The organism is Jiangella muralis, assembly GCF_001270745.1.
Lineage (GTDB): Bacteria > Actinomycetota > Actinomycetes > Jiangellales > Jiangellaceae > Jiangella > Jiangella muralis.
On record NZ_KQ434752.1, the window covers coordinates 237,343 to 252,101 of the forward strand.

A 14,759-nucleotide genomic window follows, 5' to 3' on the forward strand; every position below is an offset into this window, starting at 1 on the left:
GCGTCCGCCCGCTCAGCGGGGACCACCCCGCCGGACGCCGCCGGGCGCCTGCTTGGCCTTCGCCTTCGCCTTGGCGGCCGCCGCGGACCGCAGCTGCCACGGCACGCTCGTCACCATGACGCCCGGGGTGAACAGCAGCCGGCCCTTGAGCCAGAAGACGCTCTGGTTGTGCAGGATCCGCTCCCACCAGTGCCCGACCACGTACTCCGGCACGTACACCGTCACGATGTCGCGCGGGCTGGCCCGGCGGATCGCCCGCACGTACTCGACCACCGGCCGGGCGATCTCGCGGTACGGCGAGTCGAGCACCCGCAACGGCACCGGGATGTCGTGCCGGTCCCACTCGTCCAGCAGCGCGGCGGTGGCCGACTCGTCGACGTCGACGGTGATCGCCTCGAGGATGTCCGGCCGGGCCGCCCGCGCGTAGGCGATGGCCCGCACCGTCGGCTTGTGCAGCCGCGACACCAGCACGACGGCATGCACGCGCGACGGGAGCAGCGACTCGGCCGGCCAGTCCTCGACCTCCAGCTCGCGCGACGTGCTGTCGTAGTGCCGCCGGATGCCGCGCATCAGCAGGAACAGCAGCGGCATCATCGCGACCACGAGCCAGGCGCCGTGGGTGAACTTGGTGATCAGCACGACCACCAGCACCACGCCCGTGAGGATCGCGCCGGCGCCGTTGATGGCCCGCGAGCGCAGGATCTGCCGTCGTTCCGGCCCGGCCGGCCCGGCCGCCAGCAGCCGGTTCCAGTGCCGCACCATGCCCGTCTGGCCGAACGTGAAGGCCGTGAACACCCCGACGATGTAGAGCTGGATCAGCCGTGTCACCGAGGCGTCGAACGCGACGATCAGCAGGCCGGCCAGCACCGCCAGCACGAGGATGCCGTTGCTGAACACCAGCCGGTCGCCGCGGGTGTGCAGCTGGCGCGGCGCGTAGCGGTGCTGCGCCAGGATCGAGCCGAGCAGCGGGAAGCCGTTGAACGCGGTGTTCGCGGCCAGGATCAGGATCAGCGCAGCGGCGCCCTGGACGTAGTAGAAGGGGATGGTGTCGCCGCCGAACACCGCCTCGGCCAGCTGCGAGATGACGGTCGGCTGCGGCTGCGTGCAGTCGAACCCGACCAGGTCGCAGGAGTTCTCGACGTAGCGGACGTCGGCGATGACGGCCAGCGCGGTGATGCCGCTGAACATCGTGATCGACAGCGTGCCCATGATGGCCAGCGTCGCGGCCGCGTTCTTCGCCTTCGGCCTGCGGAACGCCGGCACCCCGTTGGCGATCGCCTCGACGCCGGTCAGCGCCGTACAGCCGGACGCGAACGCTCTCAGCACCAGCAGCATCAGCGCGATGCCGCCGAGGTCGGTCAGCTCCGCCTGGACGTCGTACTGCGCCGACTCCGCGACCGGGTCGTCGCCGAACACCGTCCGGCCCAGCCCCCACACGACCAGCCCGGCGATGCCGAGGATGAACAGGTAGGTGGGGATCGCGAACGCGATGCCGCTCTCGCGGATGCCGCGCAGGTTCATCGCCGAGAGCAGCACGACGATGCCGATGGCGATCGGCACCCGGTAGTCGTTCAGCTCGGGCACGGCCGAGATCAGGTTGTCGACGCCGGCTGAGACCGACACCGCCACCGTCAGGATGTAGTCGATCAGCAGGGCGCTGGCGACGATCAGCCCGGCGGTCGGGCCGAGGTTGGTGTTGGCCACCTCGAAGTCGCCGCCGCCGGTCGGGTACGCGCGCACCAGCTGGCGGTACGACGCCACGACGGTGATCAGCAGCAGCACGACGACCGCGGCGACCCACGGGGTGTACGTCAGGTAGGCCAGGCCGCCCAGCGTCAGGATGACCAGGACTTCCTGCGTGGCGTACGTGACCGACGACAGCGGGTCGCTGGCGAACACCGGCAGGGCCAGGCGCTTGGGTAGCAGCGTGTGCCCCATGCGCTCGCTGGGAAGTTTGCGACCGATGAGGAGCCGCTTGGACAGATCGCCGAGGCTCGGCACGATCGGCAATGGTATGCCTTCCACGGCGGACGTGTAACGTCGACTGCGACACGGCAGGCCTTCGGCTGCCTGTGGAGGGTGGCGCCGACCGCGAGGTCTGACGTCAGTCCCGATCGGACAGCTTGAGAGGACCACCGTGCACGTCGTCATCATGGGCTGCGGCAGGGTCGGCTCGACCGTCGCGCACATCCTCGAATCGCACGACCACACGGTCGCGATCGTCGATCAGAACCCCGAGGCGTTCCGGCGGCTGCAGCCGGGCTTCGAGGGCTCGACGGTGGCCGGGGTCGGCTTCGACCGCGACGTGCTCATCGAGGCCGGCATCGAGCGCGCCGACGCGTTCGTCGCGGTCAGCAGCGGCGACAACTCCAACATCCTCGCCGCCCGGGTGGCCCGCGAGACGTTCGGCGTCGACAACGTCGTGGCCCGCATCTACGACCCCGGCCGGGCCGAGGTGTACCAGCGCCTCGGCATCCCGACGGTGGCGACGGTGCGGTGGACGGCCGACCAGATCCTGCGCCGGCTGTTCCCCGAGGGCGCGCAGACGGAGTGGGTCGATCCCACCGGCACCGTCCAGCTGGCCGAGTTCCACATCAGCAACGGCTGGATCGGGCACAGCGCCGACAAGCTGGAGGGCGCCACCGGCGCCCGGGTCGCGTTCCTCACCCGCTACGGCGAGGGCGTGCTGCCCACCGCGTCCACCGTCATCCAGGACGGCGACCTCGTCCACATCCTCGTCAACACCGAGCGGGTCTCCTACGTCGCCCAGGTGCTCGCCAAGGACCCGGAGGTGGAGATCTGATGCGCGTCGCCATCGCCGGCGCCGGCAACGTCGGCCGCTCGATCGCGTCGGAGCTGCTGGCCAACGGCCACGACGTGCTCCTCATCGACAAGGACACCAAGGCGATCAAGGCCGCCAGCGTGCCCGAGGCCGAGTGGCTGCTGGCCGACGCCTGCGAGCTGTCGATGCTCGAGGAGGCGGCGCTGGACCGCTGCAACGTCGTCATCGCCGCCACCGGCGACGACAAGGTCAACCTCGTGGTGTCGCTGCTGGCCAAGACCGAGTTCGGCGTGCCGCGCGTGGTGGCCCGGGTGAACCACCCGCGCAACGAGTGGATGTTCAACGAGTCCTGGGGCGTCGACGTGTCCGTGTCGACGCCGCGCATCATGAGCGCCCTGGTCGAGGAGGCCGTCAGCGTGGGCGACCTCGTCCGGCTGTTCAGCTTCCGGCAGGGCGAGGCGAACCTGGTGGAGCTGACGCTGCCGGTCGACTCCCCCATCGTCGGCACGGCGGTCGCGGACGTCGCCTGGCCGGTCGACACCTCGCTGGTGTCGATCATCCGCGGCAAGCACGTGCACAGCCCGCTGCCCGACCTCCCGCTGGAGGCCGGCGACGAGCTGCTGTTCGTCGCCGCGCCGGAGCGGGAGAAGCAGCTCGAGGACCTGCTCTCGCCGCACCTCGGCTGAGCGCGAACGTCAGCCGTCGACGGGGCCGGGCTTGGCCGGCGGCGCGGCGGCCGCCGCCGCACGCTCCTGGTGGGCACGGTACGCGGGCCGGATGATCAGCCAGGACAGGTACGCGACCAGCAGGAACAGCGGCCAGCTCATGACCAGCCGGGCACCGGCCAGCCAGCCGATCTGCTCTTCACCGGCGAGGTACAACGGCAGCTGAACCGCCAGCCGCACCGCGAACATGCCCACCCACAGCAGGCTGGCCAGCGTGTACGCGCGCAGCAGCGCGGGGTCCTTCCGCCAGACCGTGCCCTGGCCGGTGGCCAGCCCGACGAACACGCCGAGCAACGGCCAGCGGACCACGATGGAGACCAGGTAAGCCAGCCCGTAGCCGATGTTGATGAGCAGGCCGGGCAGGAACACGTCCTCGGCGTTGCCGGTGCGGTTGGCCATGAACGCGGCGAGGCCGACGCCGAGGAAGCCGGCCACGACGTTCTGCAGCGGCTCCTTGCGCAGCAGCCGGACGGCGGCGAGCAGGACGCCGGCGCCCAGCGCGACCCAGAGCGACAGCGACAGGTTGCGGCCGGCCGCGGTGTAGACGAGGGTGAAGACGGCGAGCGGGAGCCCGGCGTCGAGCAGGGCGGCCGGCCCGAGGACGTCCTTGGGGCGGAACCGCTCGTCGGAGGTGAGCCCTTGGATCCAGCTCTGCCGGCCGGCATGGTCGGGGGCGCCGGGATCGCTCTGACTCATCTCACTCCATGCCTGCGGGCAGCAATTCGTATCGCGGGTTGTACATGACCCTGCGGCCGTCGAGGGTGGCCACCCGTCCGGTCGCGACCAGCCGGCGTCCGCAGCTGATGCCGGCGATGCGCCGCCGGCCGAGCCAGACCAGTGTCACGGCACCGGAGCCGTCGTACAAATCGGCCTCGAGGGCGGGGGTGCCCAGGCGCGGCTGCAGCGTGACCGACTGCAGCACCCCGCGCACGCGCACGGTGGTGCGGTCCTGGACGTCGGCCAGCGGCTGGCAGCCGGCCTCGCGCGCGTCGTCGCGCAGCTCCTCGGCCTCGACCTCCTCGTCGGAGGCGACCCAGCGCGTGATGGCGCCCCAGATGCCGCGGCGCCCGGTGTTCTCTTCCACGTCTACAGGGTATTCCTCGCAGCAAACGAGCAGCTCAGGCTTGCAGCGGCTGGGACGGGTCGGCCGGCGGGCGGGTGCCGGCCGGCGGCTTCAGCACGATGACGTCGCCCGGCGCCATCGGCGACTGGCCGCGGACGACCACCGTCTCCTTCACCAGCTCGACGAAGCGCTGGAACGTCGCGGCGTCGTTGGTGGCCTTGCCGAGGAACGTGGCACGCAGCATCCAGCGCGGGCCGTCGACGGCCGACACCCGCGACGGCTGCAGCACCTGCTTGCCGTCGGGCGTCTGCACCGGAACCACCAGCCGGACCTCGGTGCCGAACGGCCCGGCCGCCTCCTCGGCGCGGCCGCCGCGACGCTGGGCGTCCTGGCTGATCTGCAGCCGCGTCTGCGCCCACATGCCGGAGCTGCGCGGCGCGGCGATGGCGATCAGCTGCACCGCGGCGTCGTCGATGGCGAGGACCGCGCTGGTGGCGTTGCCGGTGCGCTGGTCGACCTGCAGCTGCAGCTTCATGCCGGGCGCGGCCTTGACCAGCAGGCCGCCGAGGTCGACGCGGCCCTGCCGCGCCTCGTCGAGGTCGACCTCGGACTCGTCGAGCGGGCCGCCGGACCGGTCGCTCTTCGCCTCGTCGTCCTCGCCCGAACCGGACGCCGTCGAGGTGGCCTCCGTGGTCTCCTCGACCTCGGGCTCGTCCTCATCGCCGTCGTGGCGCCGCCGTCCCCACACCCTGACCGTCCCCTTCGTCTATCGGACGCCGGCGTTGCCGCCGGCCTGGCTTGCCGTGCCCGTCGACCCGTACCCGCCGTCGCCCCGCGCCGAGCCCGGTAGCCGCTCCACCTCGTGGAACCGGGCCTGCTCGACCCGCTGGAGGACCAGCTGGGCGATGCGGTCGCCGCGCGCGAACACCGCAGGCTCCCGCAGGTCGTGGTTGACCAGCAGCACCTTGATCTCGCCCCGGTAGCCCGCATCGACCGTGCCCGGTGTGTTGACGATGCTGACTCCGAGCCGGTGCGCGAGCCCCGACCGCGGGTGGACGAATGCAGCGTATCCCGCGGGCAGGGCGATCGCGATGCCCGTGCCCACCATGGCCCGCTCCCCCGGCGGAATGCTGACGTCGCTGGTCGTGACCAGGTCGGCGCCGGCGTCGCCGGGATGCGCGTAGCCCGGCAGCGGCACCTCCGGGTCCAGCCGGGTGATGAGGACGTCGACGGGACCGGTCACGGGTTCACCTCCGCGACCTTCGCGGCCGCTGCCGAGAGCTCCGACGCGGCCACCGGGCGGCCGTGGTCGGTGAAATGGGTGGGCGGGACGACCACGAACACGGCGGACGCGGCGACGCTGACCGGGCCGTCGGGCGCGTTCTCGCGGCCGGTCGCGGACATGAAGATCTTGCGGCCCTCGGCGCGGTCGACCGCGGCGTCGATGTGCAGCGTCGTGCCGACCGGGACCGGACGGCGGTAGCTGGTCTCCAGGTGGCCGGTGACGGCCGGCTTGCCGATCAGCCAGATCAGCGAGCCGAGCACCTCGTCGAAGGCCAGCGACAGGATGCCGCCGTGGGCCAGGCCGGGCGCGCCCTGGTGGTCGTCGGTGACGGTGAACGTGCCGGCCACGGTGAGGCCCTCGCCCGCGACGACGGTGACGTGCAGCCCCGTCGGATGGTCCGGTCCGCAGCCGACGCACATGCGGTAGTGCGAGGCGATGGTGCTGCCGGGGGCCGGTGCGCCGGGATGCCGCTCGATCGCGTCGCCGGGACGCGGCTCCCCGTGCTGCCGTTCGGTCACGATCGACGACCCTACCCGTTCGACTCCGGCGATCCGTGGCACCCTGAACACTGGCCCCTGCGGGGCCCACCTTCACGGTGCGTGGCAGTCTGCTGCAATGAGTGCGTACCGCGAACGCCTGGTCGTCCCGGCCCGCTGGTGGCTGCTGCTGGCCGGGCTGGCAGCGTCGGTCTGGCTGGTCTACGAGCTGCCCTTCGGGCCGCGGGTGTCGCTGCCGGCGACCGGCGCGGTCCTGCTGCTGGGCGGCGCCGCGCTGCTGCTCTACGGGCGGCTGTCGATCGCGGTCGGGCCTGAGGGCGTCAGCGTCGGGCGGGCCCGGCTGCCCGTGACGGCCGTCGGCTCGGCCGAGGCGCTCACCGGCGACGACGCGCGGGCGGCCCGTGGCCCCGGCCTCGACCGCCGCGCCTACGTGGCGATCCGCGGGTACGTGCCGGGGGTCGTGCGCATCGGGGTCGACGACACCGCCGACCCCACTCCCTACTGGCTGGTGTCGACGCGCCGCCCCGAGCGGCTCGTGGCCGAACTCGAGGCGGCGCGTCAGACGGCCGGCCGGTGAGGGGTTCTCCGGAATCGCTCAGGCCGCGCAGTCGCGGCAGATGAGCATCCCGTCCTTCTCCTTCGCCAGCTGGCTGCGGTGGTGCACCAGGAAGCACTGCGAGCAGGTGAACTCGTCAGCCTGCCGCGGCAGCACCCGGACCGCCAGCTCCTCGTTGGAAAGATCTGCTCCCGGCAGCTCCATGGACTCGTTCAGGTCGGACTCGTCGACGTCGACGATCCCCGACGTCTTGTCCATGCGCCGGTTCTTCAGTTCCTCCAGCGAGTCCTCGGACAGATCGTCGTCGGTCTTGCGTGGCGCGTCATAGTCGGTTGCCATTGATCTATTCCCCCTCACTGGGCGCGTCATGATGTCGGTGGCCGGGCCGGTTTGGACACCGTGCCCCTCCGTAACGCACGACGGCCCGCGGTTGTGCCCGCTCCGAGCGGGAGATTCTGCCTGATGCGGTACCCGGTTGGCACGGCACCCCACACTGTGGGAATTCGTGTCGTCCTCTGGACCGACGGATCACACCGTTCTCGGGGACGAGGGATATCACCATTCCAGGCGAGAGGCTGTGAGCGGATCGTCCCGCACTGAGAGGAACCCCATGCTCGAGCTCGACCGGCTGTCCCGCCGCTACGGGGACGTCGTGGCCCTCGACGATCTCTCATTCGCGGTCCGACCTGGTCAGATGTACGGTTTCGTCGGCACCAACGGGGCCGGCAAGACCACCGCCATGCGCATCGTCCTGGGTGTCCTCGAGCCCGACAGCGGCGAGGTCCGGTGGAACGGCGCCCCGCTGAACCAGGACATCAGGCGTGAGTTCGGTTACATGCCCGAAGAGCGTGGACTGTACCCGAAGATGCAGATACACGAGCATCTCGTGTATCTCGCGCGCCTGCACGGTGTGGCACGCATCACAGCCGACAAGGCCGCATCGGACCTGCTCGAGGCGCTCGCTCTGAGCGAACGTGCGTCAGATCGCGTCGAATCGCTCTCACTCGGTAACCAGCAGCGGGTGCAGCTGGCCGCCGCGCTGGTGCACGAGCCGACCGTCATGGTCCTCGACGAACCGTTCAGCGGCCTCGACCCGATGGGCGTCGACTCCATGGCCGCGGTGCTGCGCGCCCGCGTCGACGCCGGCGCCGCCGTGGTGTTCTCCAGCCACCAGCTGGAGTTGGTCGAGCGGCTGTGCGACGCGGTCGGCATCATCCGGGCCGGCCGCCTGGTCGCCGACGGCGCCGTCGACGAGCTGCGCGGCACGGCCGCCAACCGGTTCCGGCTGGCGGTCGGCGCGGCGCCCGGGTGGGTGGCCGCGCTGGCGGCGGCGGTGCCCGGGCTGACCGTCGTCGAGGACGGCGACCGGACCGCCGTGGTCGAGCTGCCGCCGTCGGGTGACGACCAGAGCCTGCTCGACGCCGCCCGCGCGCTGGGCCCCGTCCACCAGTTCACGCCGGTCCGCCCCACCCTGGCCGACCTGTTCCGTTCCGTCGTCGCCGAGCCGGCCGTGCCGTCCGGGTCCGAGAAGGTCGAGGCCGCCTGATGTCGCGCCCCCTGTCGTTCCGCGAGGCCGTCACGCTCGTCGCCCGCCGCGAGTTCGGGCAGCGCATCCGGGAACGCTCGTTCTTCATCTCGCTGCTCATCACGCTGGGCATCATCGCGGTGGTCGTGCTGCTCCCCCGGTTCACCGACTTCGGCGCCGGCAGCTACGACGTCGCGCTGGTCGGCGAGCCGTCCGGCCTGCAGGAGGCGGTCTCGCACCAGGCCTCCGTCGCGGACATCGAGGTGAGCTTCCGGCCGGCGGCCGACGCCGCCGAGGCCGAGCAGGCGGTCCGCGACGGCGACCTCGACGCCTACCTCGACGGCGACTCCGTCGTCGTCGACCAGTCCCTCGACGACTCGCTGCGCGCCGTCCTCCAGAACGCGTACAGCCAGGTCGAGGGTGCGCGGGCGCTGGAATCGGCCGGCATCGACCCCGCCGACGTGTCCGCCGCGCTCACGTCGGCGACCCTGCAGACCGTCACCCTCGATCCCGACGCCGACGAGCGCGAGACCCGCGGCGCCATCGCGTTCTTCGGCACCATCGTGCTGTTCGGCCAGCTCATCACCTACTCCATGTGGGTCGCCATGGGCGTCGTCGAGGAGAAGTCCAGCCGGGTGGTCGAGGTCATCCTCGCCACCATCCCGGCGCGGGCGCTGCTGGCCGGGAAGATCATCGGCATCGGGTTGCTCGGGCTCGTCCAGTTGGCGCTGATCGGCGGGCTGGGGCTCGGTCTCGCGTCGGCGTTGGGGGCGATCGAGTTGAGCGGGCCGATGATCACGCCCGTCCTCACCGCCCTCGGCTGGTTCGTCCTCGGCTTCGCCGCCTACGCGTCGCTGTCGGCGGCGGCCGCGGCCCGCATCTCGCGGCAGGAGGACCTGCAGAACGTCACCACGCCGGTGAACACCTTGATGATGGTCTCCTACTTCGGGGCGTTCTACGTGTTCCTCAACCAGGACGCCGCCGCTGCCGGGGTGCTGAGCGTGGTGCCGCCGTTCAGCGCGCTGATCATGCCGCTACGCATGGCCCGGGGCGACGCCGCCGGCTGGGAGATCGGGCTGGCGCTGGGACTGATGCTCGCGTTGATCGCGGTGCTGGTCGTGCTGGCGGCACGGATCTACGAGGGGGCGGTGCTGCGGATGGGCGCCAAGGTGTCGCTGAAGGACGCCTGGGCCGCCCGGCGAAAGGTGATCTCCTAGGGCTTCTCCATGATCATCGGCGATCGACCACGTTGGGGTGTGGTCGATCGCCGATGATCATGGGCGCGGGCTAGTCGTGGTCGGCGCCGAGGCGTTCGAGCAACGCCGTCAGCTCGGCCGCCACGCCGGGCGTCGCCGCCAGGGCGAGGTCGTTGCCGGCGTCCGCACCGCGCAGGCCGCTGACCACCGCGCCGGCCTCGGCGGCGATCAGCCCGCCCGCCGCGAGGTCCCACGGGTTCAGGCCGCGCTCGTAGTAGCCGTCCAGCCGGCCGGTCGCCACGGCGCACAGGTCCAGCGCGGCGGCGCCGGCCCGGCGGATGTCGCGGACGGCCGGGACGACCTCCAGGAGCACCGCCGCCTGCCGCGCCCGCCGGACGGCGTCGTAGCCGAAACCGGTCCCGACCAGCGCCAACGACAGCGTCGAGCAGGACGAGACGCGCACCGGGCCGCCGTCGAGGAAGGCGCCGCCGCCGGACACGGCCGTCCACGTCTCGCCGCTGGCCGGGTTGTGCACGACGCCGGCGCGGACCACGCCGTCGACGCGGGCGGCGATGGAGACCGCGTACTGCGGGATCCCGTAGAGGTAGTTGACCGTGCCGTCGATCGGGTCGACCACCCACTCGACGCCGGTGGAGCCGGCGACCGAGCCGTCCTCCTCGCCGAGGAAGCCGTCGTCGGGGCGGGCGGCGAAGAGGCGCGAGCGGATCAGCGCCTCGGCGGCGGTGTCGGACTCCGTGACGACGTCGGTGGGCGTCGACTTGGTGCCGGCGACGGCCATGCGCTCGACCGCCTCGCGCTTGTCGCGAACGAGGTCACCGGCCTCACGGGCGGTCTTCTCGGCCAGGACGAGCAGGTCGGCGGGGTCGGCCGTCACGGGGGAATCCTCCACAGGGGGTGTCACGGGTACGGGGGCGCGTCGGCGCCGCAGAGGGCGGGCAGGTCCTCGCGCAGGTTGGGGCAGCAACCGGCCGGGCAGACGTCGGCGGCCGGGCCGGGAGCGCCGATGCTGGCCCGGACGACGGGCTCGCCGCGCTCGACGGCGGCACGTTCGAGCAGCAGGTCGACGACGGTCTCGACGAAGTCGGGGTGGGTGCCGGCGGTGGCCGCTCGGGCCGCCGCGATGCCCAGTTCCTTCGCCGTCGCCAGCGCCTCGGTGTCGAGGTCGTACGCGACCTCCATGTGGTCGGACAGGAACCCGATCGGCGCCAGCACCACCGCCTCGACGCCGCCGGACGCCAGAGCGGCCAGGTGGTCGTTGACGTCGGGCTCCAGCCACGGCATCGACGGGGGGCCGCTGCGGGAGCAGTAGACGAGATCGTGCGCCCGCCCCACCCCCGTCCGCGCGGCCACCTGGGCGCTGACCGCGTCGGCCACGGCCAGGTGCTGCGCGACGTACGCGCCGCCGGTCGGCCCGGACGTCTCGGCCATGGCCACCGGGATCGAGTGCGTGACGTAGACGATGCGCGCGCTGTCGGCGACGTCCCGCGGGAGGTCGCCGAGCGCGCCCACGACGCCGTCGGCGTTGGCCGTGACGAAGCCGGGGTGGTCGAACGAGTGCCGCAGCCGGTCGATGCGCGGCGCCCCCGGCCCGACCTTGCGCACCGCGCGCCACAGGTCCTCGCGGTACTGGCGGCAGCCGGAGTACGAGTCGTACGCGCTGGTCACGAACGCCGCGACCCGCTCGACGCCGTCGTCGCGCATGCGGGCCAGCTCGTCGGCGAGGTAGGGGTCCCAGTTGCGGTTGCCCCAGTAGACCGGCAGCGAGATCTTCCGCTCGGCCAGTTCGTGCTCGAGGTTGGCGATGAGCGCGCGGTTCTGGTCGTTGATCGGGCTGCGCCCGCCGAACAGCCGGTAGTGCTCGCCGACCTCTTCCAGCCGCTCCCGCGGGATGCCCTTGCCGCGGGTGACGTTCTCGAGGAACGGGATGACGTCGCCCTGCCCCTCCGGACCGCCGAAGGAGACGACCATGAGGGCGTCGTACGGATCGGTGATGCTCACCATGAGAGCCTAGCCCGATGGTCTGGCAGAACTGGGCACGCACCGTCCACGCGCGCCCGGTCCGCGTCGAGCGGCCCACGAGCGCCGACGAGGCCGCCGCCGTGCTCACCGCCGCCGCGCGCGACGGGCTGCGGGTCAAGCCGGTCGGCGCGGGGCACAGCTTCACCCCGGTCGCGGCGACGGACGGCGTCCAGGTGCGGCTGGACGGGCTGACCGGCCTGCTCGCGCTCGACACCACCGCGCACACCGCCACGGCCGGCGCCGGCACCCGGTTGCGCGAGCTCAACGCGCTGCTCACCGAGCGCGGCTACGGACTGGCGAACATGGGCGACATCGCCGTCCAGACGGTGTCCGGGGCCATCGCGACCGGCACCCACGGCAGCGGCCGGGCCAGCGCGTCGTTGTCCGAGCAGGTGGTGGCGCTGGAGCTGGCCCTGCCCGACGGCACCGTCAGGCGGGTGGACGCGCAGGCCGACGGCGACCTCTTCCAGGCCGCGCGGCTCGGCCTCGGCGCGGTGGGCATCGTGACCAGTGTCACCTTCCGGGTCGAACCGGCCTTCACGCTCCGGTCGACGGTGGAGCGGACGACGCTGGACGCCGTCGTCGAGCGGTTCTCGGACCTGGAGGCGGCCGACCACTGCGACCTCTACTGGCTGCCGTTCACCGACGCCGTCCAGCTCACCGTGAACCGGCGCACCGGCGAGCCGGCCGCGCCGCCGAACCCCGTCGCCGCCTGGTGGTCCGGCGACGTCGTCGAGAACGCCGGCCTCGCGCTGGTCCAGCGGGTGACCCGGGCCGCGCCGAAGACCACACCGGCCGTCAACGCCGTCGCCGCCCGGCTGATCGGCGGCCGCAGCTTCGTCGACGCCGCGCCGAACGTGTTCACCAGCACCCGGCGGGTCCGGTTCCACGAGATGGAGTACGCGCTGCCCCGCTCGGCGGCCGCCGGGGCGCTGCGGGCGCTGCGCGACCTGACGGTGCGCGGGCCGTGGCGGGTGGCGTTCCCGGTCGAGGTCCGCCTCGCACCGGCCGACGACGTGTGGCTCTCCCCCGCCTACGAGCGCGACACCGTCTACGTCGCGACGCACGCCTACCCCCGGACCGACTACACCGGCTGGTTCTCCGCCGTCGAGCGGCTGTGGACGGAGTACGGTGGGCGGCCGCACTGGGGAAAGCTCCATACCCGCGATTCAGGGTATCTTCGCGATCAATACCGGCGCATGGGGTCGTTCCGGGCGGTCCGCGACCGGGTCGACCCGGAGCGGATCATGGCCAACGAGTACCTCGACCAGGTGCTGGGCGAGTAGAAAAGTGCTCGTCAGACCGGCCGTTGGCGGCGTGGCGGCTTGGTCGGACGCGGTGCCGCGGGTGACGATGGATGGCAGTCGTTGTTGGGAGGTGAGGATGTGCGCGAGCTTCGGCTGATCGCGGTCAGCGAGGACGGCGCCCATCTGATCCTTTCCGGCCACGACGGTGAACAGCTGGCGCTGCGGGTGGACGACCGCCTGCTCGCCGCGATCCGAGGCGACCGAGCGAGGTTGGGACAGTTGGATATCCGGCTCGAAAGCCAGCTACGTCCACGCGACATCCAGGCACGCATCCGGGCGGGCGAGTCCGTCGACTCCGTCGCCGCCGTGGCGGGGATGCCACGCGAGAAGGTCGAGCGCTTCGCCGGCCCCGTCCTCGCCGAACGCGAGCACATCGCCGGCCGCGCCCGGCAGGCCACCGTGCGCCGGCTCGGCGGGGACGGCCCGCCGCAGACGCTCGAGGTCGCCGCGGGGGCGACCGCCAAGACGCACGGCGCCGACCCCGACCTCGTCGAGTGGGACGCGTGGCGGCGCGAGGACGGCCGCTGGCTGGTCCGGTTCGCGTGGGCCGGCGAGGAGGAGGACTCCGCCCTCTTCTCGTTCGACCCGTCCGGCCGTACCGTCGTGCCCGAGGACCACAACGCCCGCTCCATCGCCGGCGTGCTGCCGGCCGAGGCGCCCGCCGACGCCGAGCCCGAGGTCCCGGCCGGCCCGGCCCGGCTGTCTGTGGTGGGCGGCTCGTCCGGCGCGGCGGCCCAGCAGCCCGCCGACGACGACGGCCCCGAGCTGCCGTCGTTCCTCAAGCCGGCCGGCGGCGGCCCGGTGCGCGGCCTCGTCCGCGACGCCCCTGCCTCCGCCGGCACCGTCGATGACGACGAGGACGACGAGTTCGAGAACACCACGCCGATCCCGGCCGCGGCCCGCCGTCAGCGGCGCACCACCCGCACCGGCCGCGAGCGGCGCCGTCGCGAGCCCGACCTCTTCCACGACCACACGCCGGAGCCGGCCGAGCCCGACTCGTCGTCGCCCGCCTCCGCCTCGGCCGCCGACGATGACGACGCCGACGCGGTCACGAGCGAGCGGCTGCGGCTCAGCGACATCGCCCAGCACGTCGAGACCGAGGACGAGCAGGCCGCCGACCTCGCCCCGACGGCCGACGAGCCGGCCCCGCCGGCCCGCAAGACCAGCTCCTCCCGGTCCCGTCGCCCCAGCGTGCCCAGCTGGGACGAGATCATGTTCGGGCGCCGCAAGAACGACTGACCGCAGGCGGCGGTTCACGCCCGGTTAACAGCGCCCGCCCGTAGGGTGGGTGCCCTCCCGGCCGGGCGGGCACCCATACCCGGCGCGCGGACAAGCCCGCGGCGACCATGGGTGCAGAGTCATCCACGTTTCGGGGCGTGATAGCGCCCCGTTTCTTGGATGATCATGGGCGCCGGTCGGCGCTACCTGGGGAAACGGAAGTTTCTGAGATTTTTCCGCTTCGGACGTATCTGGGCGGCCGGATCGTGCTCTGTATCTGTGAACGCCGAGCTTGGCCACTAGGCGGCGTTCCACGGACCAGGGACCTCCGGCCGTGTCGCGCACACCGAGGGGAGCGGTCATGACAGCACGACGTCGGGCCGCACCCGACCAGCCCGTGCGCGGCGGCCTCGCTCCCCTGGAACCGTGGCGGGCTCTTTCGAGAAACCGCGTCGTCGAGATTCTCGCAGCCAGGCGACGCAGGCGTCCACGACGTCTGCTCGTACAACGTCTGTGAAGCCGGGGGGCTTGCTGCGATGATCGGCACAACGGGGGGTGACGGGTA

General features: G+C 72.4%; 16 protein-coding genes. 7 read left to right on the plus strand and 9 right to left on the minus strand.

Annotated elements, in window-relative coordinates:
• Positions 1 to 12: 12 nt before the first annotated feature.
• Positions 13 to 1,938, minus strand: a complete 1,926-nt coding sequence (locus ACW62_RS04035) for an APC family permease (protein WP_083459280.1) — start codon at positions 1,936 to 1,938, stop codon at positions 13 to 15.
• 199 nt (positions 1,939 to 2,137) lie between these two features.
• Between ACW62_RS04035 and ACW62_RS04040 the strand changes: the two genes are divergently transcribed.
• Positions 2,138 to 2,803: a potassium channel family protein gene (locus ACW62_RS04040; protein WP_053202797.1), complete on the plus strand. Its 666-nt coding sequence runs from the start codon at positions 2,138 to 2,140 to the stop codon at positions 2,801 to 2,803.
• A complete protein-coding gene (locus ACW62_RS04045; RefSeq protein ID WP_053202798.1) occupies positions 2,803 to 3,468 on the plus strand; it encodes a potassium channel family protein in 666 nt (221 codons plus the stop codon). Before ACW62_RS04040 ends, ACW62_RS04045 begins: the two co-directional genes overlap by 1 nt.
• Positions 3,469 to 3,477: 9 nt before the next feature.
• On the opposite strand, the gene ACW62_RS04050 is transcribed toward ACW62_RS04045, so the two are convergent.
• Genes ACW62_RS04050 through ACW62_RS04070 form a run of 5 tightly spaced genes read right to left on the minus strand, consistent with a single transcriptional unit; the run spans position 3,478 to position 6,373 of the window.
• Positions 3,478 to 4,203, minus strand: a complete 726-nt coding sequence (locus ACW62_RS04050) for a DUF3159 domain-containing protein (protein ID WP_053202799.1) — start codon at positions 4,201 to 4,203, stop codon at positions 3,478 to 3,480.
• 1 nt (position 4,204) lies between these two features.
• A complete protein-coding gene (locus ACW62_RS04055; RefSeq protein ID WP_074946397.1) occupies positions 4,205 to 4,591 on the minus strand; it encodes an OB-fold nucleic acid binding domain-containing protein in 387 nt (128 codons plus the stop codon).
• 34 nt (positions 4,592 to 4,625) lie between these two features.
• On the minus strand, positions 4,626 to 5,318 hold the full coding sequence (locus ACW62_RS04060) for a DUF3710 domain-containing protein (RefSeq protein ID WP_053202800.1): 693 nt from the start codon (positions 5,316 to 5,318) through the stop codon (positions 4,626 to 4,628).
• 18 nt (positions 5,319 to 5,336) lie between these two features.
• Entirely contained in the window at positions 5,337 to 5,813 is a 477-nt protein-coding gene (gene dut / locus ACW62_RS04065; protein ID WP_053202801.1) for a dUTP diphosphatase, read from the minus strand.
• On the minus strand, positions 5,810 to 6,373 hold the full coding sequence (locus tag ACW62_RS04070; protein WP_053202802.1) for a PaaI family thioesterase: 564 nt from the start codon (positions 6,371 to 6,373) through the stop codon (positions 5,810 to 5,812). The genes dut and ACW62_RS04070 overlap by 4 nt, the downstream gene beginning before the upstream one ends.
• 97 nt (positions 6,374 to 6,470) lie before the next feature.
• On the opposite strand from ACW62_RS04070, the gene ACW62_RS04075 reads away from it, so the two are divergent.
• Entirely contained in the window at positions 6,471 to 6,929 is a 459-nt protein-coding gene (locus tag ACW62_RS04075) for a DUF3093 domain-containing protein (RefSeq protein ID WP_053202803.1), read from the plus strand.
• An 18-nt stretch (positions 6,930 to 6,947) separates the two neighbouring features.
• On the opposite strand, the gene ACW62_RS04080 is transcribed toward ACW62_RS04075, so the two are convergent.
• Positions 6,948 to 7,247 (minus strand): DUF4193 domain-containing protein, encoded by a 300-nt coding sequence (locus tag ACW62_RS04080; RefSeq protein ID WP_053202804.1) that lies wholly within the window; start codon positions 7,245 to 7,247, stop codon positions 6,948 to 6,950.
• A gap of 271 nt (positions 7,248 to 7,518) precedes the next feature.
• Here ACW62_RS04080 and ACW62_RS04085 point away from each other — a divergent pair, with 271 nt between their 5' ends.
• Both ACW62_RS04085 and ACW62_RS04090 read left to right on the plus strand, forming a co-directional pair.
• Positions 7,519 to 8,454: an ABC transporter ATP-binding protein gene (locus tag ACW62_RS04085; protein WP_053202805.1), complete on the plus strand. Its 936-nt coding sequence runs from the start codon at positions 7,519 to 7,521 to the stop codon at positions 8,452 to 8,454.
• Entirely contained in the window at positions 8,454 to 9,650 is a 1,197-nt protein-coding gene (locus ACW62_RS04090; RefSeq protein ID WP_053202806.1) for an ABC transporter permease, read from the plus strand. Before ACW62_RS04085 ends, ACW62_RS04090 begins: the two co-directional genes overlap by 1 nt.
• A 70-nt stretch (positions 9,651 to 9,720) precedes the next feature.
• Here ACW62_RS04090 and ACW62_RS04095 read toward each other — a convergent pair whose 3' ends face one another.
• Positions 9,721 to 10,524: an inositol monophosphatase family protein gene (locus ACW62_RS04095; protein WP_053202807.1), complete on the minus strand. Its 804-nt coding sequence runs from the start codon at positions 10,522 to 10,524 to the stop codon at positions 9,721 to 9,723.
• A gap of 23 nt (positions 10,525 to 10,547) precedes the next feature.
• Positions 10,548 to 11,651 (minus strand): ferrochelatase, encoded by a 1,104-nt coding sequence (locus tag ACW62_RS04100; protein ID WP_053202808.1) that lies wholly within the window; start codon positions 11,649 to 11,651, stop codon positions 10,548 to 10,550.
• A 14-nt stretch (positions 11,652 to 11,665) separates the two neighbouring features.
• Between ACW62_RS04100 and ACW62_RS04105 the strand changes: the two genes are divergently transcribed.
• Positions 11,666 to 12,955, plus strand: a complete 1,290-nt coding sequence (locus ACW62_RS04105; protein WP_053202809.1) for a D-arabinono-1,4-lactone oxidase — start codon at positions 11,666 to 11,668, stop codon at positions 12,953 to 12,955.
• 99 nt (positions 12,956 to 13,054) lie between these two features.
• Complete coding sequence (gene sepH, locus ACW62_RS04110) at positions 13,055 to 14,215, plus strand: septation protein SepH (protein WP_053202810.1); 1,161 nt, start codon at positions 13,055 to 13,057, stop codon at positions 14,213 to 14,215.
• The last annotated feature ends 544 nt before the right edge of the window (positions 14,216 to 14,759 follow it).

Coding starts and splice junctions, on each gene's coding strand:
- ACW62_RS04035 (WP_083459280.1), bottom strand. CDS start 1,938: ATGGGGCACACGCTGCTACCCAAGCGCCTGGCCCTGCCGGTGTTCGCC.
- ACW62_RS04045 (WP_053202798.1), top strand. CDS start 2,803: ATGCGCGTCGCCATCGCCGGCGCCGGCAACGTCGGCCGCTCGATCGCG.
- ACW62_RS04050 (WP_053202799.1), bottom strand. CDS start 4,203: ATGAGTCAGAGCGATCCCGGCGCCCCCGACCATGCCGGCCGGCAGAGC.
- ACW62_RS04075 (WP_053202803.1), top strand. CDS start 6,471: ATGAGTGCGTACCGCGAACGCCTGGTCGTCCCGGCCCGCTGGTGGCTG.
- ACW62_RS04080 (WP_053202804.1), bottom strand. CDS start 7,247: ATGGCAACCGACTATGACGCGCCACGCAAGACCGACGACGATCTGTCC.
- ACW62_RS04085 (WP_053202805.1), top strand. CDS start 7,519: ATGCTCGAGCTCGACCGGCTGTCCCGCCGCTACGGGGACGTCGTGGCC.
- ACW62_RS04090 (WP_053202806.1), top strand. CDS start 8,454: ATGTCGCGCCCCCTGTCGTTCCGCGAGGCCGTCACGCTCGTCGCCCGC.
- ACW62_RS04100 (WP_053202808.1), bottom strand. CDS start 11,651: ATGGTGAGCATCACCGATCCGTACGACGCCCTCATGGTCGTCTCCTTC.
- ACW62_RS04105 (WP_053202809.1), top strand. CDS start 11,666: ATGGTCTGGCAGAACTGGGCACGCACCGTCCACGCGCGCCCGGTCCGC.